This is a genomic window from Soonwooa sp., assembly GCF_030151385.1.
Taxonomy (GTDB): Bacteria; Bacteroidota; Bacteroidia; order Flavobacteriales; family Weeksellaceae; genus Soonwooa.
Genome location: NZ_JASLDS010000039.1, coordinates 1 through 21,296, shown reverse-complemented (window position 1 = coordinate 21,296; position 21,296 = coordinate 1). Strand labels below are relative to the sequence as shown.

Sequence of the window (21,296 nt, the reverse complement as noted above, 5' to 3'; positions counted from 1 at the left end):
TCTAAGCGTTGAGTATAAAGGACTTTTTATACAAATTGTCAAAAAGAATTTTCATGTGTTTTGCAAATTTTTGCAACTCAGAGATAAAAGTGTCGTTTTCTGATGTTTCGCCGTAGATATAGAAATACGTATCATTAATTCCGAAGCCAATTTTACTTAAGCTAAACATGATAAAATACAAAAAGTCAACTTCCGACGATGCATCGAGATTGTTGTAAAGCACCACTTTTTTATTCTCTAAAGCAAAAAACTCAACCTGATTTTTGTAAAGGTTAATGTGGATTTCCTTTTTATGTTTGTTGTTGATGGAGTTAAGGAATTTTTCTCCAGTAAAGTTAAAATATGTTGGTAGATCCTTCGCTTTTATCGCTTTGTAGAAGTTCTTCGGAAAGCTATAATAAAACTGAATATCAAATTTTTTGTTAATTGACAACATCAATTCTTCATCCGTTTTGTCAACATCGGCATTATATGCAATAAGGTCAAAACCAAGATTGTGTTTGTCAAAACCTTCTGGCATTAAGGTGAAGTGGTTAAGCGTGCTCAATACCGTAATATCTTGGAAATCGTCTCTCGAAAGCACTTCGTTAAGCGCTTCTTCAATTAAGTTGGCAGGACTTTCTTCTGTTACGAAAAATTGTTTTTCTTCAATGACTTTTTTTGCTTTCAAAATTTGCCACTGTAAGCCGTCCTTCATGAAAAGGAGAGATAATTTTTGCATAGATAACTTTTATAATCTGCAAATTTATGAAATTCTTACGATTGCGTTTTAGTTTTATTGAAAGTCATTGTATCAGGTTTTTAATTTTGCAGTATATTCGCATATTATTAAATTAAAGACACAAAAGCTTATGTCATTTTTTGTTGAACAATCTACGTTGTTGAAAAAAGCCTCACTAATATTAGGATTGGGTGTTTCGGTTGCCATTTGGGGACAAAACGCTATCAAGTTCGAAGATTCGGATTTCCAAAGTATTTTAGCAAAAGCCAAAAAAGAGAAAAAATTAATCTTTATGGATGCTTATGCTTCTTGGTGTGGACCTTGCAAGTTGATGGAGAAGAATGTATTTACGGATGCTAAAGTTGCAGATTATTACAACAAAAACTTCATCAATGCCCATTTTGATATGGAAAAAGGTGAGGGTGTAACATTAGCGCAAAAGTATTTTATTAGAAGTTATCCAACTTTACTATTCATTAATGGTGATGGCGAGGCGGTTGGTCAGGAATTAGGATATATCGAAACTTCTGAATTTATCAAGCTTGGCGAGAAATACAACAAGCCAAGCAATACACAAGGAAGCTTGCAAGAACGTTTTGATAAAGGTGAGCGTGATCCAGATTTTTTGATTAGCTATTTCAAAATGGCTATCCAAAACAATCCAATAAAGGCAAAGCAAGCTGCTGAAGCGTATTTTAAAGCTAAAAAAGATTTAGAGTTTTCTTCCGACGAGATTAATATGCTGTTTGGAAGTATCCAGTCTAATCAAGATGCGAACTATCAATATATCGTGGCTCACAAGGATTTGTTATCTCGATATATCGGTAACGAAAATTATGAGCAATTCCTCATGCGTATCAATATTCCGAAAATTATTCAGGATGCAACCAATGTTGATAAGAAAACTTTTGATGACCAATATTTTATCAAAGAAGCTTCTAAGTTTTTACCAGCCGATCAAGTGCAAAACTCTTTATCAATCGTTAAATTGAGCTTTTATCAAACAGTGGAAAACTGGACAGAATATGAAAAATCAGCTCTTAACGTTTTTAAGACGGGAGATGGTATTTCTGCTGGCGATTTGGTACAAGCTGCAACATTGTTTAATGATCATGTAACGAATAAAGCATCTTTAGTAAAAGCGTCAATGTGGGCAGAAAAAGCGCTAATGAGTGAAGACTCTTATCGAACTAATGCTATACTTGCTCAGCTATATAATAAAATAGGCAAAAAATCTGAGGCAAAAAGCTTTGCAGAATCTGCTGTAGCGCATTCTAGAGGTCAAAATGTTGACCTGACTGAGATTAACAAGATAATCAATCAGAAATAAAATAAATGAAAAAAATCCTATTAGGAAGCTTGTTGCTGGGGAATTTTATTTTCGGACAAGAGCAAGATCAAAAGCTAGATAAGACTTTACAGTTAAAAGGGAATTTGTTGACCTTACCTGTTGGGATGCTTAATGTTGGGGTGGAAAAACAGCTTAGCGAGCATTACACGGTGCAAGCAGATGTTTTCGTTTCACCTTGGAAGTCTTTTGCTGGAAAACATGCGCAGGTATATTTGCTAGGATTTGATGGAAGATATTATTTTGATAAAGCTTTTAAACGGTTTTATGTAGGCGCTAATTTATCGGGAGGTTATTACAATATCCAAAAATGGAACTATTGGCATGATGATTTTTATACGCATAAAGATGGAGAGATTACACCTTATATTGAATCCAACCTTTATCAAGAAGGCTTTACATTTGTAATAGGAGCCGTTGGTGGTTATCAATTTCAGTGGAATGATCATTGGGGACTCGATATTTATTTAGGAATCGGAAATATGCAAAGCTTCTACAAAGGTTATGATAAGCTTAGTGGAGATCGATACGATGATGGTGGAGATAGTATGGGACATGTGTGGAATAGAAGTGGGGAATGGTTGCCCTATCGAGGTGGTGTTATGTTAACATACAAACTATAAGACAATGAAGAAGATATTAACTGTAAAGTATTTATTAATCGCGATTGGGGTTTTTGCAGTTTTATTTTTGATGAATTATATTGGTAACGACCAGCCTGATAAAATAGAACGCGCTACATTAACTGGTATAGGAGGTGTTGCAGGGCTTACAATTTGGATGATCTTTTTTAACAAAAATAAAGATAATGATCCACCACAGCATTTTGATTAAATTTTCTCTAAATAAAAAATCCACCAATTAGGTGGATTTTTATCGATTGTAAATCGTGTCGTTTATATATAAAGTGTGTTTTTCTTGATTTAATAAGCTGTTAAGCATACTTGCAAGCTTCGTGCCAAATTGGAAATCAAGTAATTTTTATAAATAAAAAATCCTCAAAATTTTTGAGGATTTTTGTAATTATAGAGAATGTAGTTTAATTCGGATAGATAATATATTGATCTCTTATTTGGCTAAATGATTCAAGGTCAGGCTTCCATGAGTTTCGGATGTCTTTTTCTGACTTTCCAGAGATCAATTGTTTTCTCAATTCGTCACTACCAGCCAATTTATCAAAGAATAAATTTTTTAAAAAGAATTGTCTTTTCGAATGATCAAAATTTTTGTAAGCTTTCAGTAGCCAGGCGATATCCAGATTTCTAAGCTCACTTTTGTCTATGCTAAGATTTTCTCCGTAACATATTTGACCATTTAGGAAAGGGTCTTTAGCACCATAATTGGGTTTCGGTGTGAAGCTGTAGGTCATATTTTTAATCCAAGGTGATCCATATATTTGGAATGGCGTATCCGTTCCTCTACCGACCGAAACTTCCGTTCCTTCAAAAAAGCAAAGACTAGGATAAAGATTTATCGATTGGTCATTCGGAAGGTTAGGAGATGGACGCTCTATTATTGGATAACGTTTTTGTTTATGATAGTTTTTCATAGGGATGATTTCGTAATCGCAAGTCACGCCGTTTTTCATCCACTTTTCGCCATTTACCATTTTACCATATTCGCCAATTGTCAATCCGTAGATAACGGGAACTGGATGTAAGCCGATAAAGCTTGACCATTTTTCTTTTAGAACAGGACCGTCGATGTAACCATCGTGAGGATTTGGTCGATCCAGAACTATAACAGGAATATTATTTTCTGCCGCAGCTTCCATCACATAAGTCAAAGTTGAAATGTAAGTGTAAAATCGCACGCCAACATCCTGAATGTCAAAAAGGATAAGATCCGCACCTTTCAATTGTTCGTTGCTTGGTTTTTTGTTAGCGCCATAAAGTGAAACAATTGGCAAGTTGGTTTTGGTATCGATACCATTTTTGATATGCTCTCCAGCATCTGCATCACCTCGAAAACCGTGTTCTGGGGCAAAAATACTTTTTATGTTAACTTTCTTTTCAACTAAAAAGTCAACAAGATGTTGTTTGTTTTCCAAAAGCGAAGTTTGGTTAGCAACGACAATAATGTTTTTTTTACTTTTTAATTTATCAAGGTAAAGTTCGGGTTGGTCTGCTCCAGTTTTGAAGCCTGTATTTGTTAGATTTTGAGCACCTAATTTTTGGCTGATTCCAAAATAAATTAGGCACATCAAAACTAAATGTTTAATTTTGAAGTCTAAAATCATTAAGTTGAATTTTCCTGTATTTTTTTCTAAAAAAATTGCCTTTTCCAAAGATAACAAAAATAATCTATCGAAGGTTATTGTCTACATCGGACGCATCTCTGTTGCGTTAGGCATCATTGTTTCCGTGATTACGGTGGCTACAGGTTTAGGTTCAAAAAAAGCAATTGAAAGCAGAATTTCCAATTTTAGTGGCGATATTACAGTTAAATCTACGCGATCTAACAATTCTTATAATTCTTCGGTTTTAGACAAAAAAGGACTCAACCTCAAAGCGCTAAAATCTCTTGATGAGGTTTCTGGCGTACAATCCTATGCTACGGTAAGTGGGATTTTAAGAACAGAAAAAAACTTCTCTGGCGTTATCCTAAAAGGTGTTGGGAAAGATTTTGATAAAGAACGCTTTCAAAGTTTTATGGTGGCAGGAAGTATTCCCAACTACAATGAAGATGGTTATAACAATGAAGTTATTTTATCCGAAAAAACAGCGAATGATCTTAATCTAAAACCAAAAGATAGCATCGTAGCCATCTTTTCTAAGGAAGAGCAAAAGCCAATTTACAGAAAGTTCGTGATTAGCGGGATTTATAAAACAGATATTAAATTAGTTGATGATTTATATATGATTGGCGATATCAATCATGTTAGAAAAATCCAAGGATTGCAACCAGAAGACATTGGAGGGCTGGATATTTTCCTTAAGGATAACTCGAATATGACTCGCCAATATCCCGAAATCGAAAGATACGTTGGTTACAAAAATTACGCAGAACGAGTTATCGATCGTTATCCACAGATTTTGGATTGGATTAATATATTTAACCAAAACATCAGCCTTATTATTACGATTATGCTTTTGGTGGTGGTTATTAACATCGTTATGGTACTTTTAATTTTAATTATTGAAAGAACAAACTCCATTGGATTATTAAAAACATTTGGAGCAACCAATGGTCAAATTCGAGCGATTTTTATTAATTATACGTTGATGATTATGGTGCCAGGACTTATTGTTGGTAACCTTGTTGGCGTTGGCTTGTTATTGATTCAAAAGTATTTTGGAATTATCAAACTCGATCCCAAAAACTACTTTATTAGTACCGTTCCAGTGGATCTCAATCCCGTACATATCATATCGATATCTTTGGGAATTCTTATAACATCCGCAATTGTGATGATTATCCCAAGTTATTTAATTAGCAAGATTTCCCCAGTGAAATCCATTAAATACGATTAGTTTTCAGAAAATTATTTTATGAAATATTTTAATAACATTTTAGAAACCATTGGTAACACGCCATTGGTAAAGCTTAACAAAGTATTGGGAGAAGATTTTCCTGCTTTGGTTTTAGCAAAAGTAGAAACAACCAATCCTGGTAATTCTGTAAAAGACAGAATGGCGCTTAAGATGATTGAAGATGCCGAAAAAGACGGACGTCTAAAGCCAGGTGGAACCATTATCGAAGGGACTTCTGGTAATACTGGAATGGGATTGGCTTTGGCGGCAATTATCAAAGGTTACAAATGTATTTTTGTGACGAATGCTAAGCAATCAAAAGAAAAATGCGACATCCTTCGTGCTGTTGGTGCGGAAGTTATCGTTTGTCCAACAGATGTTAAACCGACGGATCCACGTTCTTATTACTCTGTTTCAAAAAGATTAGCTAAAGAAACTGAAAATGGTTGGTATGTTAATCAATATGATAACTTGTCAAACAGAACTGCACATTACGAGCAAACGGCGCCGGAAATTTGGGAACAAGTGGAAGGGAAATTGACGCATTTTGTAGCAGGTGCTGGTACAGGAGGTACGGTGACAGGTTGTGGGATGTTCTTCAAAGAGAAAAATCCAAACATCAAAGTAATTGGTGTGGACACTTATGGATCAATTCTTAAAGAATTCCACGAAACTGGTGAATTGCATTACGATCATGCATATTCTTACATCACAGAAGGGATTGGAGAGGATATTATTCCTGATAATTATGACATGTCGGTGATTGACCATTTCGAAAAGGTAACCGATAAAGATGGTGCCATCTACGCAAGAAAACTGGCGAAAGAAGAAGGGATTTTCTGCGGTTATTCTGCGGGAAGTGCGATGTCGGCTTTGGTACAGATGAAGGATCAATTCACGAAAGATGATATTATTGTTGTATTGTTACACGACCATGGAAGCCGTTATGTAGCCAAAATCTACAACGACGAATGGATGAAAGAAATGGGTTGGTTAGACTAATCTTATAAAACATATTTTTTGGACGTGCCCCTATGTTTTCAAAAAACAAAACCTCATAGGTTTCAAAAACCTATGAGGTTTCTTTTTTCAAACAAGCGGGTCGGTCTCCATGCAGTCGCTGTTATGCTCGGACGGCTTCGCTGCCTCGCATAACGAGCTCCAACAATGCATTTCGCCCTCACGCAATCCTGCTGAAAATAAAAAAGCCTTGCAATCGCAAAGCTTTGTATTTTATGAAAATTAAATTCCTTTCTTTTAATCTAAAGAATTCCTCGAGGCTTGCCTCGGGGTAAAAGCGGAAAAGTTTGAAAAACGGAGGGTTTTTCATAAGACTATAAAAGTTTGGTTCCACCAATACCTCGTGGGCTTGCCTCGGGTTGTTTATTTAAAAACCTCAAAGTTTTCACCGTCAAAACTAGCGAATACCATTGTTGGATAAGAATCTTGATGGAAAATATTGCCTTTGCTATCAATGCCAATTGCACCAGCAAAACCGTCAATTTGTTTTAACTCGGTAAAGGTTTTTGCAAAAGCGTCTTTGATGCTCATACCATCTGTAACACGAGTAACGATTTTAGCTGAGGTTGCATTGCTAACAATATCTTCGCCAACACCAGTACAACTAACAGCGCAATATTCATTAGTATAATTACCTGCCACAGTAGCAGAATCTGAAATACGTCCTGGGATTTCGAAACCTTTACCACCAGTCGAAGTTGCAACAGCCAACCTTCCGTTGCTGTCGATAGCAACAGCACCAACAGTACCTTTACCACCAGTTTTTAATTTAGCCTCATATTCACTTCTACGTTGTGGAATCTCTGTTGAAAAATCTTCAAAGCCATGTTCTATGGCATAGCTTTTAGCACCAGAACCTCCCAAAACACGGTCATCTTCTTGTCGCAAAGCTTTTGCTACAAAAATTGGATTTTTTACATTTTCGATATTGATTACACCACTTAGTTTTTGAGAGTCGCCGTCCATAATAGCAGCACTCATACGGATAACGCCATCGCTTTGTATTTGCGATCCTATTCCCGCATTAAAGAGCTCATCATCTTCCAACAACGATACAGCATAAGCGACAGTATCGTAAGCCGAATTTGATTTTAAAAATTCATAAGACTTTTCAACAATCAATTTTAGAGCGTTTTGCTTTGCAATTTTGGTATCGTGCGATTGGTCACTTTCGGAGAAAAAACCACCATGAATAATTAGCTTCATCATATTAGTTAACGTGAGGAATTGGGCTGTATTGCGAGTTTTCGATGGTCATATCTCTTGTTGATAGATTGTAAGTGTCGTTCATAGACATCACATTAACAATTAGATTTTCAATAGAAATAGGTTGTCCTAACTCGATTTTTGTAAGGTTGGTATCTTTTATAAAACGACCATCAACAATGATTACAAGTCCAGAACCAATCGCTGTCATGACATCATCTTTTATGAAAAGTCCAGTATCCTCACCCAAACCAACACCCAAAGTACGAGGATTGTTAACCACCGCTTGGAAGAGGCGTCCCATTCTGCCACGTTGCACAAAGTGCGTGTCGACAGTTACGTTTTCAATAAGACCAAGGCCTTGTGTTGTTTTAATTTCGCCTTTTAACAATGCTTCTGTGCTACTTCCTTGGTAGATCATATTTTCCGAAGCCGCTGCTGCACCAGCAGAAGTCCCCGCGTAGATAAAGTCTTCGTTTTGATACTTATTAAGTAAAGCGTCGTGGAAAAGCGTTCCTCCCAAAATTGAAGTTAATCGCAATTGGTCACCACCTGTAAACATGACAACATCAGCAGCATTAATTCTTGCAACGATCTCGTCACTATTCGCTTGCTCACGATTAAAGATGTCCAAAACATTAACATGTTTCGCACCTAGATGTGTGAAGGCTTTTATATATTCGGGTCCCACAATATCTGGGATTTGTGAGGCTGTTGTTACGATTTCGATAACAGAATCTTCTTGAAGACGTGATTCTGAAATAATTTTTTTTAGTATACCTCTTTCAAAAAAGTTGAGGTTTTTTTCTACATCTTGGTCGTATGATACTTCAGAAAAGCTGCCAACATTAACGGCGCCTCCTATGATCACTAATTTTCCTATCGGTTTCATGTTGCAAAATTAAGAATTATTAATATGCCATCTTATTTGAATGTTGACCTATTGATAATTTCGATTTAGTTCTTTAAAACTGAAAAATTAATAATTTTTTTTTAAAACGCGGTAATTAATATTGTTGAAAATTAATTAGTTTACATTTTATAATAAAATATTAATTGTTTTAAATGTTAATTATTAGGAAAATCTTTTATCTTTGATAATAACGATTAAAAAATGATAAAATATGCGCATTGAGAAAATACAAGTTTTGCGAGGTCCAAATATCTGGAGTATAAGAAGAAAGAAGCTTATCCAAATGCGTCTTAATCTAGAAGAATTAGAAGATTTTCCAACTAACAAAATCGATGGTTTTCGAGAAAGAATCGAAGCTTTGTTGCCATCAATGCACGCGCATCGCTGCTCCGAAGGGGAAGCAGGAGGATTCTTCAAACGTGTAGAGATGGGAACTTGGATGGGACATGTTATCGAACATATTGCTTTAGAAATTCAACATTTGGCAGGAATGTCAGTTGGATTTGGACGAACAAGAGAAACCAAAACGCCTGGAACCTATAATGTTGTTTTTGACTATGTCGAAGAGAAAGTTGGAGTCTTTGCTGCGGAAGAATCTGTGAAAATTGCACAAGCTTTGATAGATAATACCGATTATAACATCGCGGATTGCGTTCAAAAGTTAAAAGAAATCCGTGAGCAAGAGCGTCTCGGACCATCAACGGGAAGTATTGTTGAAGAAGCCGTTTCTAGAGATATTCCATGGATCAGATTGGGCAGAAATTCATTAGTGCAATTGGGATATGGTGTTAATCAACAACGTTTTCAGGCGACCATTACAGGTAATACCAGCAGCATTGCTGTGGATATTGCTTGTAATAAAGAGTTAACTAAAAAAATGTTGGACGATGCAGCAATTCCTGTTCCAACGGGAGGTTTGGTTAGCGATGTTGAGCAACTAGAATCTGTTATTAAAAAAATAGGTTATCCAATTGTTATTAAACCTTTGGATGGCAATCACGGTCGTGGTCAAACCATCAATGTCAATGATTGGGAAACCGCAAAAATAGGTTTAGAACATGCACAGAATGTCTCAAGACGCGTTATCGTTGAAAAATATGTTACAGGCTTTGATTTCCGAGTTTTGGTGATTAATCACAAAATGGTTGCAGCAGCTAGGAGAGTTCCAGCTCATATTATTGGTGATGGCGAAAATAATATTCAGTATTTAATAGATTTAGAAAACCAAGATCCTCGCAGAGGTTATGGACACGAAAATGTTTTAACAGAAATAAAAGTCGACAAAGATACCAACGAGCTTTTAGAAAAGTTAGAATATTCACTAGAAACAATTCCTCAAAAAGGCGAAATCGTTTATCTAAAGTCCACAGCTAACTTATCAACTGGAGGCACTTCTATTGACGTTACCGAAATGGTACATCCCGATAATATTACCATGATGGAGCGTATTTCCAGAATCATTGGTTTGGATGTTTGCGGTGTCGATGTCATGGCAGAAAACCTTACACAGCCACTTAAAGAAAGTGGCGGAGCGATTTTGGAAGTTAATGCAGCGCCAGGATTCAGAATGCACTTGGCACCGAGTGAAGGACTTCCGAGAAATGTCGCGGCGCCAGTCGTGGATATGTTGTATCCACAAGGTAAAGCTTGCCGTATTCCGATTATGGCGGTGACAGGAACCAACGGTAAAACCACAACGACAAGGATTCTTTCACATATTGTTAAAAACAGTGGCTATCGTGTAGGTTTTACAACTTCCGATGGTATTTATATTCAGAATACAATGTTGTCGAAAGGTGATACAACTGGACCTTTGTCAGCAGAATTTATCTTGAAAGATCCAACTGTTGAATTTGCCGTTTTAGAAACTGCTAGAGGCGGAATTCTGCGATCTGGACTAGGATTTTCAAGATGCGATGTAGGGATTTTGACCAACATCAAAGAAGATCATTTGGGACTTAACGACATTCACTCCCTCAAAGATTTAACACGAGTAAAACGTGTTGTGCTCGACAGTGTCAAAAAAGATGGATGGGCGATTCTAAATGCTGACGACGAATATTCTATGAAAATCAAAAACGATTTAGAATGTCAAGTGGCGATTTTCAGCATGGACGAGAACAATCCTTATATTCAAAAATATGCGAGAGAAGGCAAGACGACTTGCGTTTTCGAAGACGGTTATGTGACCATCAAAAAAGGTGAGTGGAAAATCCGTATCGAAAAAGTGAAAAACATTCCTATCACGATGGAAGGTAAGGCGCGTTTTATGATCGAAAACGTTTTGGCAGCATCTTTGGCGGCTTACGTTTACGGTTTCGAAATCCAAAACATCGCCTTGGCGTTAACAACCTTTATTCCTAGTGCGCAATTGACGCCTGGCCGACTTAATATTTTCAAGTTCAAGAATTTCAAGGTTATGATCGATTTTGCCCACAATCCTGCGGGTTATGAGGCGATCGAAGACTTCCTGAAAAACGTTGAATCCAATAAAAAAATCGGCATTATTTCTGGCGTTGGTGACCGTCGAGATGAGGACATCCGCGAATGTGGTAAGATTGCGGGACGTATGTTCGACCACATCATTATCCGCAGCGAAAAGCATTTGCGAGGTCGCGAAGAGGAAGAAATCAACAACCTCCTTATAGAAGGCATCAACAGCTCGGGCAGAGAAGTTAGTTATGAGATTATCCCGAAAGAAATTGAAGCTCTAAAACACGCCATGAGCATGGCAGAGGACGGCATGTTTATCACCGCGCTCAGCGATGTGTTGACCAACGCCATCGAGTTGGTGCAGGACTATCAGCACCGCGAAATGTTGGAGGATAACCACACATTATAACATCAGAAGCTAGGTCGCAAGACTTAGCTTTTTTATTTGGGCGGCATTTCGGGCTATTCAGGGGTTTCGTCTTCAGAAGCCTAAGCTTTGGCCTAGCTTTTCTTCAGACCGCTCGCATTTCCCGCATTGAGCCCGTCGAAATGCTCGCGCCCTTACTATCCCGGCCGCAACTACTAACTGTCATAATAACAAAACAAAAAATCCTATCAATCGATAGGATTTTGTTTGTTTTTATTTAAGCTTAGATAGGAACTTATCATCACCAAAATTAAGGGAACAATTCGTAGCCAAAACTTCCAGTCATATTCTTTTGAAAACACAAAGTTTAAAACCAAAAGAATTAACGTCGCTATTATTAAGCTTATTTTATATCTATTAGACATATTGATTATGCCTGAGCAACTTCTTCGTCCGTTCTTTGCAAAAGGAATTTGTAGATGGCGCCACCAACAATTGCTCCCAAGATTGGTGCAACCCAGAATAACCACAATTGTGACATCGCTTGTCCACCAACAAAAACAGCTTGAGAAAGCGATCTTGCAGGGTTAACAGATGTATTTGTAATTGGAATAGAAATCAAGTGGATCAATGTCAGACCTAGACCAATGGCAATACCTGCAAATTTTCCGTTCGCGAATTTATCCGTTGCTCCCATAATGATGATTAGGAAAAAGCAAGTCAATAAAAACTCAGTCATAAAGGCTTGTTGCATAGAATAGCTCTTACCAAAATAGACGGCAGAATCGTAGAAGTTGGTCGCAAAGGATCCCGCACTACCATCGCCAACACCACCATTGATGAAGCTAAGCGCACCAGCAGCTGCAATAGCACCAACACATTGTGCAACAATGTAAGGTACTAATTCTTTAGCCGAAAATCTTCCGCCAGCGAAAAGTCCAAAAGAAACCGCAGGGTTGAAATGTCCTCCCGAGATGTGACCTACAGCATACGCCATCGTCAAAACTGTAAGACCAAAAGCTAGAGCAACACCAACTAAAAGGATACCCATTTGTCCAGTGCTAGCTGGCGCAATTTGTGAAGCAAAAATGGCGCTTCCGCAACCGCCGAAAACCAACCAGAATGTGCCGAAGAATTCAGCAAATAATTTTTTTGTCATAGTTTAAGAATTTTTGTGTTTATCAAATGTAGTACAATTTTTAATACAATTCTTATTTCATCGAGCTAAACTGGCAAAATTGTCAGATTTTTTTGATGGTTCGGTTTTTGAGCCCATTTAGAAAAAGAAAAATATGGCAATTAAATATTCGGTGTTGGATTTAGCAACCATTATTAAAGGTGATAATCTTAGTCAAACTTTTGATAAATCGGTGAGAGCAGCGCAAAAAGCGGAGGAATTAGGTTTTACGAGATATTGGTTTTCGGAGCATCACAATATGCCCAATGTAGCAAGTGCGGCGACTTCTTTATTAATTGGGCATATCGCTTCACAGACCAAAAACTTAAGAATTGGCTCAGGAGGAATTATGTTACCCAATCATTCGACCTTGTCGGTTGCGGAGCAATTTGGGACTTTGGAAGCGCTTTATCCCAACAGAATTGATTTGGGATTGGGAAGAGCACCTGGGACAGATATGCTGACGGCAAGCATCTTGAGAAGAGGACAATTGGACAACAATTATAGCTTTGAATTTCATATTCAGGAGCTTAGACAATATTTAAGTTTAGAAAATAAAAACTCAAAGGTTCGGGCGATTCCAGGAGAAGGAGCTGATGTTCCGTTGTATATGTTGGGATCTTCGACGGATAGTGCTTTTCTTGCTGCAAAGTTGGGTTTGCCTTATGCGTTTGCAGCACATTTTGCGCCGTCACAAATGGAAGTTGCATTCGAAATTTATGAAGAGCATTTTCAGCCCAGTGAGGTTTTAGATAAGCCTTACAAAATGGCTTGTATTAATATTATTGCAGCCGACACTGTTGACGAAGCGCATTATTTATCGACGTCGCATTTTCAAGCTTTTGTTAATATTTTGACCGACCAACGTCAACCACTTTTACCACCTGAGGAAACTCAGTTGGGTGATATGTCTAACGAGTTGGCGGTTCATCTTAACAGAATGGCAGCAAAAACCTTTGTTGGAGATAAAGAGCTTTTGGAAAAGAAATTAACAGAATTTGTAAAATTGAATAAAGTTGACGAAATAATTGTTTCAGGACATATTTATGATTTCGAAGCTAAACTTCATTCTTATGAAATAGCTGCTGAGGTTTTGAAAGGTTTGTAGGTTATACTAAGTTTTTGCGTGAATTAAGTGTTTTAAGAATTAGTTTGATTCACTAAAAGAATAATCGCAGGATTTTATAAAATCAGATAAGTTAGGCTCCTTCGGAGCCTGCTGTTAATAGCGTATTTACAATTTTCCAAGAGAGCTCCGTAGGAGCGACCTGTTAATCTTTGAGAACAGAGACAAAAAAAGCTTCAGAAATTTCTGAAGCTTTTAATTTATTTAAAGACCAAATTCTTTTATAAACAAATCTGGATAAACACCTAAACTGATGATGGCGAAGATAATAACAACCGCCACAATGTTGTACGTGATACTTACTTTTTCTGAAGTGTTGAATGTACTTTCTTTGTAGAAGAACATCGCAATAATCAATCGTAAATAATACGCGATACTCAATGCAGAACCGAAAACCGCGATTAACACTAAGAATTCGAAACCACCTTTAATCGCTTGGTTGAACAAAGAAAACTTTGCCATAAAACCAGCTGTTAACGGAATACCAGCCATTGACAACATCGAAAGTGATGCCGCAACAGCCAACAAAGGATGTCTTTTTCCTAAACCATTAAAGGCATTGAAAGAAGTTTCTCTTTTCACTTTTTCAACCCAAATTAATGCCATGAAAACACCAATTGTAGATAACGAATATGCGAATAAGTAGAATGCTAAATTGTAAGGCGAAAGGTTATTCATTCCGAAAAAGATTAACGCGATATAACCAGCATGCGAAACACTAGAGTAGGCTAACATACGTTTTGCATTCGTTTGTACCAATCCCATAACGTTTGCTAAAAGTAGTGTAACGATTAACAGAACACCAACAATATTAATCCATTCTCCAACGATACCGCCGAAAGCAATGGTCATTAATTTTAAGAAAGCAAAGAAACCAGCGATTTTAACAACAGTTGCCATAAAAGCAGTAATCAAAGATGGTGCACCTTGGTACACATCTGGACTCCACATATGGAAAGGCGCTAATGACACTTTGAAAGCCATTGCCGATAACATAAGGATAGAACCTACAATTAGCATTTGACTTTTTGGATTGTTAATCGCAAAAGAACTTATTTGATAAATGTCAAAACTTCCTGCAGAACCATATACTAAAGCTACACCGAATAACAAGAATCCAGTTGCAAAAGCTCCCATCAAGAAATACTTCATAGACGCTTCAGTAGAACGAAGATCAGACTTGTTACTTCCAGCCATTACATATAAAGGAATTGAAAGAATTTCGATACCGATAAATAATGTCACCAAGTTTTGATAACCAAAAAGGACAACAGCACCAGATAATGACATCAACATCAAAGCGTACAATTCTGACTGGTGACTTCTATGATTGCTAAATGCAAATCCTCCAATAAAGAAAATTAGCAAAGTTGTTACAATTGAGATTTTGGTAAATAGGGCAGCATTTGCACTATAGTCGAACATACTTTTGTAGGCTGCGAAAAATTCACAATCTGGCAAGTAACTAACATATAAAGCTACTAACAATCCTGCAATGCCGATGTATCTTGCATATTTTCCTTGTTCGAAAACGCCAGAAAATAAAGCTATAACTGCGGTAATGAATAATACTATAAAAACACTCATTTTTTATATATCAAATTAACTTATCATTGATAAGTAGATAAACTTCAACGAACTATCCACCATTTCGATAATTACTTGTGGGAAAATACCCATAAGAATTACAAAAACAGATAAACTTGCAAGAACTGCGAATTCTGCAGTAGAAAGGTCTTTGGCTGTTGATAACAACATTGCATCGGTTTTGCCAAACATCGCTTTTCCGTACAATCTTAACATGTACACAGCACATAAGATTACTGTTAACCCTGATAATGCACCCATAATAAGATTGTAGTCAAATACAGATTTTAAAAGAATAAATTCTCCAACAAATCCATTAGTTAATGGCACTGCCATAGAACCTAACAAGATAATCATGAAAAGAACAGCAAACTTAGGCGCGATTTTCGCCAAACCTCCCATTTGTCTGATGTCTCTTGTTTTAAATCTTTTATAAAGAATATCAGCACAGTAGAATAAACCTACAACGTTGATACCGTGCGCAAATGTCTGTACCAAAGCACCTTCTGCACCTTCGATAACCAGTGATGCTGGATTGGCAAGTCGTACTGTTAATACTGCCGAAGCAAAAATCCCTGCGACCATCAATCCAACGTGAGAAAGGGAAGAGTATGCAATAATTCTTTTGGAATCGTTGTTTACAATTGCGATTAAGGCACCGTAGATAACGCCAATCACTGCAAGAATAATAACAATGTCACCAGAGATACCACCAATAGCTAAAGGTGTAATTGGTAATAAATATCTTAAAACACCATAAATCGCCATTTTTAACATAATACCTGATAGCAACATCGATCCTTGTGTCGGCGAATAAGTATACGTATCTGGTTGCCATGTATGGAACGGAAATACTGGTAATTTAACAGCAAATGCTAGGAAGATAAACCAGAAGATAACCGTCTGTTGGTTAAGGTTAAGCGCTGCATTGTACATGTCTGTTACAGCAAATGATGCCGAATAGTTGTAAACGTAGATGAAACCTAACAACATAAATAATGACCCAACAAAAGTGTAAACAAAGAATTTTGTTGTGAATTTAATACGCTTGTCTTCTTGTCCCCAAACACCAGCGATAAGCCAAATTGGGATCAAAGTTACTTCCCAGAAAATATAGAATAACAAACCATCCAATGATGTGAAAACACCAATCAACCCAAATTGCATTAACAAGATTAACGCATAGAAGTTGTTGCTGTAAGGTTTGTCTTCGTTATAAGAAGAAAGTATGATTAAAGGAACCAAGATATTCGTTAGAATCACCAAAAGCATACTCATTCCGTCTATGCCGAAGTGAAGCGTACTTTTAATAAATTGAAACCACGGATATTGGATTTCGTATTGTAATCTAGAATCTACTGTTGGTCCAAAATCAAAATTGGATAACATGTAGAATGCTAAAAACATTTGTATAAACGCAATTGCCAGCGCAAGATGTTTGCTAGAAGAATTTCTCCATGCAAAAACCAATCCCGAACCTACAAGAGGTAATAGTAATAGTGTTGCTAAATATGACATTACTATTTCAATATAAAGTTAATAATTAGTATTATTCCGATAGCCAAAGACATGATCAAAACGTAGTTTTCGACTTTACCGTTTTGTAATCTTTTTGCGGCTCTACCAGAATCTGCTGCACCTAGTCCAATGAAAGTTACAATTGGATCCAGAACCGATCTGTCAAACATAGAAGCTGCTTTACCAAGTCCTTCAACAGGTTTTACAATGCAAGCCTGATAAATTTCGTCGATAAATAATTTCTTTGCAGAAAGTCTTTCCCAACCAGTGTATTCGTCCTCTGGATGTGCCACTTTCTTTTTGTCAACGTAGATATTTTTAACAACGAAAAAGATGACAACAACCATAATAATGGTAACAGCTAACAAAATCATTTCGGTTGCGAAAGGAATTTGTGCTTCTGCTTGTTCGTAAACATAGATTGGTTTTAACCAATGTGCTAAGTTTTGATATTCGCCGTGTCCAATAAAATGTGGAAGATTGATGAAACCTCCAACTACTGAAAGTATTGCCAAAACAACTAATGGAATCGTCATAGAAGCTGGACTTTCGTGGATGTGTTTCTTTTGTTCTTCAGTTCCGCGGAAATCTCCGAAGAATGTTAAGAACAATAATCTGAACATATAGATCGCTGTCATTGCAGCACTAAATAATGTCAATGCCCAAAGAATAGGACTTTTTTCATAAATCGTTACTAAAATTTCGTCTTTAGAAATCATACCTGACAATGGCGGAACACCACAAATTGCCAAAGTACCGATTAAGAATGTCCAATAGGTTAAAGGGATTTTCTTTCTAAGTCCTCCCATAAAGCGCATATCTTGTTCGCCACTCATTGCGTGGATTACAGAACCTGCACCTAAAAATAATAAAGCTTTGAAGAACGCATGCGTCATAACGTGGAACATACCTGTTGTGTACGCGCCAGCGCCCAAAGCAATAAACATAAAGCCTAACTGCGAAACAGTAGAGTAGGCCAATACTTTTTTGATATCGTTTTGTCTTAAACCAATAAATGCAGCAACCAAAGATGTTGCTAAACCGATTAACAAAATAACATTAAGTGTTGTCGGTGCCAAAGAGAATAAGAAATTAGATCTTACTACAAGATAGATACCTGCTGTTACCATCGTCGCAGCGTGGATTAACGCAGAAACAGGAGTTGGTCCAGCCATCGCATCTGGTAACCAAGTGAAAAGCGGAAGCTGAGCAGATTTACCAACAGCACCAACAAACAAACACATGGTGATAAAGATAATCGCATTGCCATCTAATTCAAACTTTGTTGAGTTTTCTGCTACGCTCAAGAAGTCGATTGCATTAAGGTGATGTGCTAAAGCAAAAATCCCTAGCAACAAACCTAAGTCACCAATACGGTTCATGATAAAGGCTTTACGAGCAGCTTTTCCGTATTCAACATTATCATACCAGAAACCAATTAATAAGTAAGAACAAAGTCCTACGCCTTCCCAACCGATAAATAAGATTAGATAATTGCTTCCCAATACTAATAAAAGCATGGAGAAGATGAAAAGATTTAAGTAAGTGAAAAACTTATAAAAACCTTTGTCATGGCTCATATAACCAATAGAATAAAGGTGAATTAACGACCCGATTCCTGTAATAATCATCACCATCATAATTGACAGTTGATCGATCTGGAATCCGAAGTTAACCTGCATCCCATTAACTTTGAACCACTCAAACGCTTTTACAATAACAGGTGCGCTGTCTTTTGACATTCCCATAAAAATGCTAACCGCAATAAGGAATGAGCCAAAAACGGCTAAAGTCGCCAATCCGCCGACAACAGCTTTCGGAAGATTTTTTCCGAACAATCCATTGATGAGGAATCCTGCTAATGGTAAAAGAATAATTGCGTAAACTAAATTTTCCATTCCTAATTATCCTCTTAATTTATTAAATATACTAACGTCTACTGTTTTAGCATTTCTGTACATCATAGCGATAATGGCAAGTCCAACTGCTACTTCGGCAGCTGCCACAACCATGATAAAGAATACTAATAATTGTCCGTGCGCATCACCTTTGTAAGCAGAAAAAGCTGCTAGCAAAAGATTGACAGAGTTAAGCATCAACTCCACACAACCAAGAATGATGATCGCATTTTTACGAATTAGAACGCCCAACACGCCTAAACAAAACAAAATGGTACTTAGAATAATAAAATATTCTACAGGTACAGATTGTATAAAACTGTTAACTTCTCCCATTTTTATATTTCTTTTTTACCAATTAATACCGCACTAACAATACCTGCAAAGATCAGAACTGATGCTAGCTCGAACGGTAAAACATATTCGTTAAACAATAATCTTCCTAAGTTTTTTGTCAATCCAACACTAGAATCAACTGTAGCAGCTGCCGTTGTAGTACCTGTAAGACCTTTGTAAGCGCCTAACATCCCGATAAACAAAATACAAACCGTGAAAATCCCAATAAATTTTGGAAGATTTTTCTTTTTACTTTCGTCTTTAGCATTTAGATTTAACATCATCAATACATAAAGGAAAAGTACCATAATAGCTCCTGCATACACGATAATCTGAACAATTCCTAAGAACTGAGCATTAAGCAGAATATACATCGCCGCGATGCTGAAAAAGGTTACGATAAGTGACAAAATACTGTATAATGGATTTCTTGCAAATACAAAATACACAGCACTAAGAATTGCAATAAAAGCAACTGTGAAAAATAATATCTGATCCATTCTTAATATGATTTCTTTTGACGTTCGCTAATATCAATACGTTGGTCGATTTTTTCTACCAACTTGTCCTTGCCATAGACAAAGTTTTGTCTAATCATTTCTACATCTACAAGACGATCTGTAAGGAAGATGGCTTGCTTTGGACAAGCTTCCTCGCACATACCACAGAAGATACAACGTAGCATATCGATTTCGTAGATTTCGGCATATTTTTCCTCTCTATAAAGATGTTTTTCCTCTTTAGTACGCTCTGCAGCAGTCATCGTAATTGCTTCTGCAGGACAAGCTACAGCACACAATCCACAAGCTGTGCAACGCTCTCTACCTTCGTCATCGCGCTTTAGCACATGTTGTCCACGCCAGATAATAGCACGCGGTTTTTGCTCGTCAGGATATTGTACGGATGGTACGCCTTTAACAAGATTTCTGACAGCATGTTTCAAAGTAATTCCCATACCTTGTGCAATTGCAGGCAAGTATAGCTTTTCCTTCAAACTCATTTTCTTGTTAGAAACAACTTTTGATCTGTTTGTTAGTTTCATTTAATTATAGATATTAGATGTTAGACGTTAAATGTTAAAAGATAATCGCTATCTCGTTACATTTCTTACATCATCATATTATCACTTTTTTAATGTCCGAATAACAAGATTAATGCACCTGTTACTAATAGATTAACCAATGCTAATGGAATTAAAGTTTTCCATCCCAAGTGCATCAATTGATCGTATCGGAATCTCGGTAAAGTCCATCTTATCCACATGAATAAGATAATACCGAAAATAGTTTTACTTAAGAATGCTACAACACTCAAGATACCAGCAACATTTTCGCCCCAGTGTTGTGTAACCCAATCGATTCCCGGATAGTTGAAACCTCCAAAGAATAAAACTGTAATTAAAGCATTAGAAATAAACATGTTAACATATTCCCCGAACATGAATAATCCTAACTTCATCGAAGAATATTCTGTTGAGTAACCTGTAACAAGCTCAGACTCACATTCTGGTAAGTCGAAAGGGTGACGGTTGGTTTCTGCCAAAGCTGCAATCAAGAAAATAACGAATGCAACAGGTTGATAGAAGATATTCCAGTTCATCCCAGAAACCTCAGGAATAATGCCCCAAAGTTTACCATGTGTTTGAGATTCGGTTATTACTTTTAAATCTAAAGAACCAGCCATCATAATGATTGCCAGTAACGAAAGTCCCATCGCCAATTCGTAAGAAATCATTTGCGAAGATGCTCTAACAGCACTTATCAAAGAGTACTTGTTGTTAGAAGCCCAACCTCCAATCATAATTCCGTACACACCAATTGACACCATCCCGATAAGGTAAAGTACACCAACATCGACGTTAGCAACTTGTAGGTCAAATGATTGTCCACCAATGTTAAGACTTTTTCCCCAAGGGATAACCGCGCCTGTAATTAATGAAATAAACATCACCAACGCAGGTCCAATTACGAATAGGAATTTTTCGGCATTCGCAGGTGTAAAGTCTTCCTTGAAGAAGAATTTTCCACCATCAGCCAAAGGTTGTAAAAGTCCAAAAGGTCCCGCACGGTTAGGTCCAATACGGTCTTGCATAATTGCTGCCACTTTACGCTCTGCCCAAGTCGAGTAGGCTGCTACCGTAAGTGCTAGCAAGAATAAAGCTAGGACTAATATT

At 37.0% G+C, this 21,296-nt stretch carries 19 protein-coding genes; 7 read left to right on the top strand and 12 right to left on the bottom strand.

The genetic code is table 11. The annotated features are described in order from the left end of the window. Window position 1: 1 nt before the first annotated feature. Complete coding sequence (locus tag Q1V95_RS06675; protein ID WP_300671979.1) at window positions 2-721, bottom strand: DUF3822 family protein; 720 nt, start codon at window positions 719-721, stop codon at window positions 2-4. Between the two features lie 130 nt (window positions 722-851). Here Q1V95_RS06675 and Q1V95_RS06670 point away from each other — a divergent pair, with 130 nt between their 5' ends. Genes Q1V95_RS06670 through Q1V95_RS06660 form a run of 3 tightly spaced genes read left to right on the top strand, consistent with a single transcriptional unit; the run spans window position 852 to window position 2,903 of the window. Continuing rightward, on the top strand, window positions 852-2,051 hold the full coding sequence (locus Q1V95_RS06670; protein WP_300671976.1) for a thioredoxin fold domain-containing protein: 1,200 nt from the start codon (window positions 852-854) through the stop codon (window positions 2,049-2,051). A 5-nt stretch (window positions 2,052-2,056) separates the two neighbouring features. Then, the gene (locus Q1V95_RS06665) at window positions 2,057-2,692 is read left to right on the top strand and encodes a DUF3575 domain-containing protein (RefSeq protein WP_300671974.1); all 636 of its coding nucleotides are present in this window, start codon (window positions 2,057-2,059) and stop codon (window positions 2,690-2,692) included. Window positions 2,693-2,696: 4 nt separating this feature from the next. Beyond that, a complete protein-coding gene (locus Q1V95_RS06660) occupies window positions 2,697-2,903 on the top strand; it encodes a hypothetical protein (RefSeq protein WP_300671971.1) in 207 nt (68 codons plus the stop codon). 205 nt (window positions 2,904-3,108) lie between these two features. Here the strand turns inward: Q1V95_RS06660 and Q1V95_RS06655 are convergent, their stop codons facing one another. After that, the gene (locus Q1V95_RS06655; protein WP_300671968.1) at window positions 3,109-4,308 is read right to left on the bottom strand and encodes a DUF1343 domain-containing protein; all 1,200 of its coding nucleotides are present in this window, start codon (window positions 4,306-4,308) and stop codon (window positions 3,109-3,111) included. A 4-nt stretch (window positions 4,309-4,312) separates the two neighbouring features. Here Q1V95_RS06655 and Q1V95_RS06650 point away from each other — a divergent pair, with 4 nt between their 5' ends. Beyond that, window positions 4,313-5,542 (top strand): FtsX-like permease family protein, encoded by a 1,230-nt coding sequence (locus tag Q1V95_RS06650; protein WP_300671998.1) that lies wholly within the window; start codon window positions 4,313-4,315, stop codon window positions 5,540-5,542. 18 nt (window positions 5,543-5,560) lie between these two features. Further along, window positions 5,561-6,544, top strand: a complete 984-nt coding sequence (locus tag Q1V95_RS06645) for a pyridoxal-phosphate dependent enzyme (protein ID WP_300671965.1) — start codon at window positions 5,561-5,563, stop codon at window positions 6,542-6,544. A 381-nt stretch (window positions 6,545-6,925) separates the two neighbouring features. Here Q1V95_RS06645 and Q1V95_RS06640 read toward each other — a convergent pair whose 3' ends face one another. Further along, window positions 6,926-7,768 (bottom strand): isoaspartyl peptidase/L-asparaginase, encoded by an 843-nt coding sequence (locus Q1V95_RS06640; RefSeq protein WP_300671996.1) that lies wholly within the window; start codon window positions 7,766-7,768, stop codon window positions 6,926-6,928. Window positions 7,769-7,772: 4 nt separating this feature from the next. Further along, entirely contained in the window at window positions 7,773-8,660 is an 888-nt protein-coding gene (locus tag Q1V95_RS06635; RefSeq protein WP_300671962.1) for a cyanophycinase, read from the bottom strand. 232 nt (window positions 8,661-8,892) lie between these two features. On the opposite strand from Q1V95_RS06635, the gene cphA reads away from it, so the two are divergent. Continuing rightward, the gene (gene cphA / locus Q1V95_RS06630; protein ID WP_300671959.1) at window positions 8,893-11,523 is read left to right on the top strand and encodes a cyanophycin synthetase; all 2,631 of its coding nucleotides are present in this window, start codon (window positions 8,893-8,895) and stop codon (window positions 11,521-11,523) included. A gap of 388 nt (window positions 11,524-11,911) precedes the next feature. On the opposite strand, the gene aqpZ is transcribed toward cphA, so the two are convergent. Further along, window positions 11,912-12,640: an aquaporin Z gene (aqpZ, locus tag Q1V95_RS06625; RefSeq protein WP_300671956.1), complete on the bottom strand. Its 729-nt coding sequence runs from the start codon at window positions 12,638-12,640 to the stop codon at window positions 11,912-11,914. Window positions 12,641-12,773: 133 nt separating this feature from the next. Here aqpZ and Q1V95_RS06620 point away from each other — a divergent pair, with 133 nt between their 5' ends. Then, window positions 12,774-13,766: an LLM class flavin-dependent oxidoreductase gene (locus Q1V95_RS06620; RefSeq protein WP_300671953.1), complete on the top strand. Its 993-nt coding sequence runs from the start codon at window positions 12,774-12,776 to the stop codon at window positions 13,764-13,766. A gap of 222 nt (window positions 13,767-13,988) precedes the next feature. Here the strand turns inward: Q1V95_RS06620 and Q1V95_RS06615 are convergent, their stop codons facing one another. From Q1V95_RS06615 to nuoH, 7 genes are all read right to left on the bottom strand, one after another. Next, window positions 13,989-15,371, bottom strand: coding sequence for an NADH-quinone oxidoreductase subunit N (locus Q1V95_RS06615; protein WP_300671950.1), 1,383 nt, complete (start codon window positions 15,369-15,371; stop codon window positions 13,989-13,991). A 15-nt stretch (window positions 15,372-15,386) separates the two neighbouring features. Continuing rightward, window positions 15,387-16,889, bottom strand: coding sequence for an NADH-quinone oxidoreductase subunit M (locus tag Q1V95_RS06610; RefSeq protein WP_300671949.1), 1,503 nt, complete (start codon window positions 16,887-16,889; stop codon window positions 15,387-15,389). 2 nt (window positions 16,890-16,891) lie between these two features. Next, the gene (gene nuoL, locus Q1V95_RS06605; RefSeq protein WP_300671946.1) at window positions 16,892-18,787 is read right to left on the bottom strand and encodes an NADH-quinone oxidoreductase subunit L; all 1,896 of its coding nucleotides are present in this window, start codon (window positions 18,785-18,787) and stop codon (window positions 16,892-16,894) included. Between the two features lie 6 nt (window positions 18,788-18,793). After that, on the bottom strand, window positions 18,794-19,123 hold the full coding sequence (gene nuoK / locus Q1V95_RS06600) for an NADH-quinone oxidoreductase subunit NuoK (RefSeq protein WP_300671943.1): 330 nt from the start codon (window positions 19,121-19,123) through the stop codon (window positions 18,794-18,796). Window positions 19,124-19,125: 2 nt separating this feature from the next. Beyond that, complete coding sequence (locus tag Q1V95_RS06595; RefSeq protein WP_300671940.1) at window positions 19,126-19,623, bottom strand: NADH-quinone oxidoreductase subunit J; 498 nt, start codon at window positions 19,621-19,623, stop codon at window positions 19,126-19,128. Between the two features lie 2 nt (window positions 19,624-19,625). After that, window positions 19,626-20,165, bottom strand: coding sequence for an NADH-quinone oxidoreductase subunit I (locus tag Q1V95_RS06590; RefSeq protein ID WP_300671937.1), 540 nt, complete (start codon window positions 20,163-20,165; stop codon window positions 19,626-19,628). A gap of 89 nt (window positions 20,166-20,254) precedes the next feature. Then, window positions 20,255-21,295 carry an NADH-quinone oxidoreductase subunit NuoH gene (gene nuoH / locus Q1V95_RS06585; protein ID WP_300671935.1) on the bottom strand — a complete coding sequence of 347 codons (1,041 nt, stop codon included), beginning with the start codon at window positions 21,293-21,295 and terminating at the stop codon, window positions 20,255-20,257. Between the last annotated feature and the right edge of the window lies 1 nt (window position 21,296).

Bases quoted from the DNA above. Each gene is read 5' to 3' on its own strand.
- Q1V95_RS06635 (WP_300671962.1), bottom strand. From the start codon at position 8,660: ATGAAACCGATAGGAAAATTAGTGATCATAGGAGGCGCCGTTAATGTT.
- nuoK (WP_300671943.1), bottom strand. From the start codon at position 19,123: ATGGGAGAAGTTAACAGTTTTATACAATCTGTACCTGTAGAATATTTT.
- Q1V95_RS06610 (WP_300671949.1), bottom strand. From the start codon at position 16,889: ATGTCATATTTAGCAACACTATTACTATTACCTCTTGTAGGTTCGGGA.
- Q1V95_RS06620 (WP_300671953.1), top strand. From the start codon at position 12,774: ATGGCAATTAAATATTCGGTGTTGGATTTAGCAACCATTATTAAAGGT.
- Q1V95_RS06665 (WP_300671974.1), top strand. From the start codon at position 2,057: ATGAAAAAAATCCTATTAGGAAGCTTGTTGCTGGGGAATTTTATTTTC.
- Q1V95_RS06640 (WP_300671996.1), bottom strand. From the start codon at position 7,768: ATGAAGCTAATTATTCATGGTGGTTTTTTCTCCGAAAGTGACCAATCG.
- Q1V95_RS06675 (WP_300671979.1), bottom strand. From the start codon at position 721: ATGCAAAAATTATCTCTCCTTTTCATGAAGGACGGCTTACAGTGGCAA.
- Q1V95_RS06615 (WP_300671950.1), bottom strand. From the start codon at position 15,371: ATGAGTGTTTTTATAGTATTATTCATTACCGCAGTTATAGCTTTATTT.
- Q1V95_RS06590 (WP_300671937.1), bottom strand. From the start codon at position 20,165: ATGAAACTAACAAACAGATCAAAAGTTGTTTCTAACAAGAAAATGAGT.
- cphA (WP_300671959.1), top strand. From the start codon at position 8,893: ATGCGCATTGAGAAAATACAAGTTTTGCGAGGTCCAAATATCTGGAGT.
- Q1V95_RS06595 (WP_300671940.1), bottom strand. From the start codon at position 19,623: ATGGATCAGATATTATTTTTCACAGTTGCTTTTATTGCAATTCTTAGT.
- nuoL (WP_300671946.1), bottom strand. From the start codon at position 18,787: ATGGAAAATTTAGTTTACGCAATTATTCTTTTACCATTAGCAGGATTC.
- Q1V95_RS06660 (WP_300671971.1), top strand. From the start codon at position 2,697: ATGAAGAAGATATTAACTGTAAAGTATTTATTAATCGCGATTGGGGTT.
- Q1V95_RS06645 (WP_300671965.1), top strand. From the start codon at position 5,561: ATGAAATATTTTAATAACATTTTAGAAACCATTGGTAACACGCCATTG.
- Q1V95_RS06670 (WP_300671976.1), top strand. From the start codon at position 852: ATGTCATTTTTTGTTGAACAATCTACGTTGTTGAAAAAAGCCTCACTA.
- Q1V95_RS06655 (WP_300671968.1), bottom strand. From the start codon at position 4,308: ATGATTTTAGACTTCAAAATTAAACATTTAGTTTTGATGTGCCTAATT.
- aqpZ (WP_300671956.1), bottom strand. From the start codon at position 12,640: ATGACAAAAAAATTATTTGCTGAATTCTTCGGCACATTCTGGTTGGTT.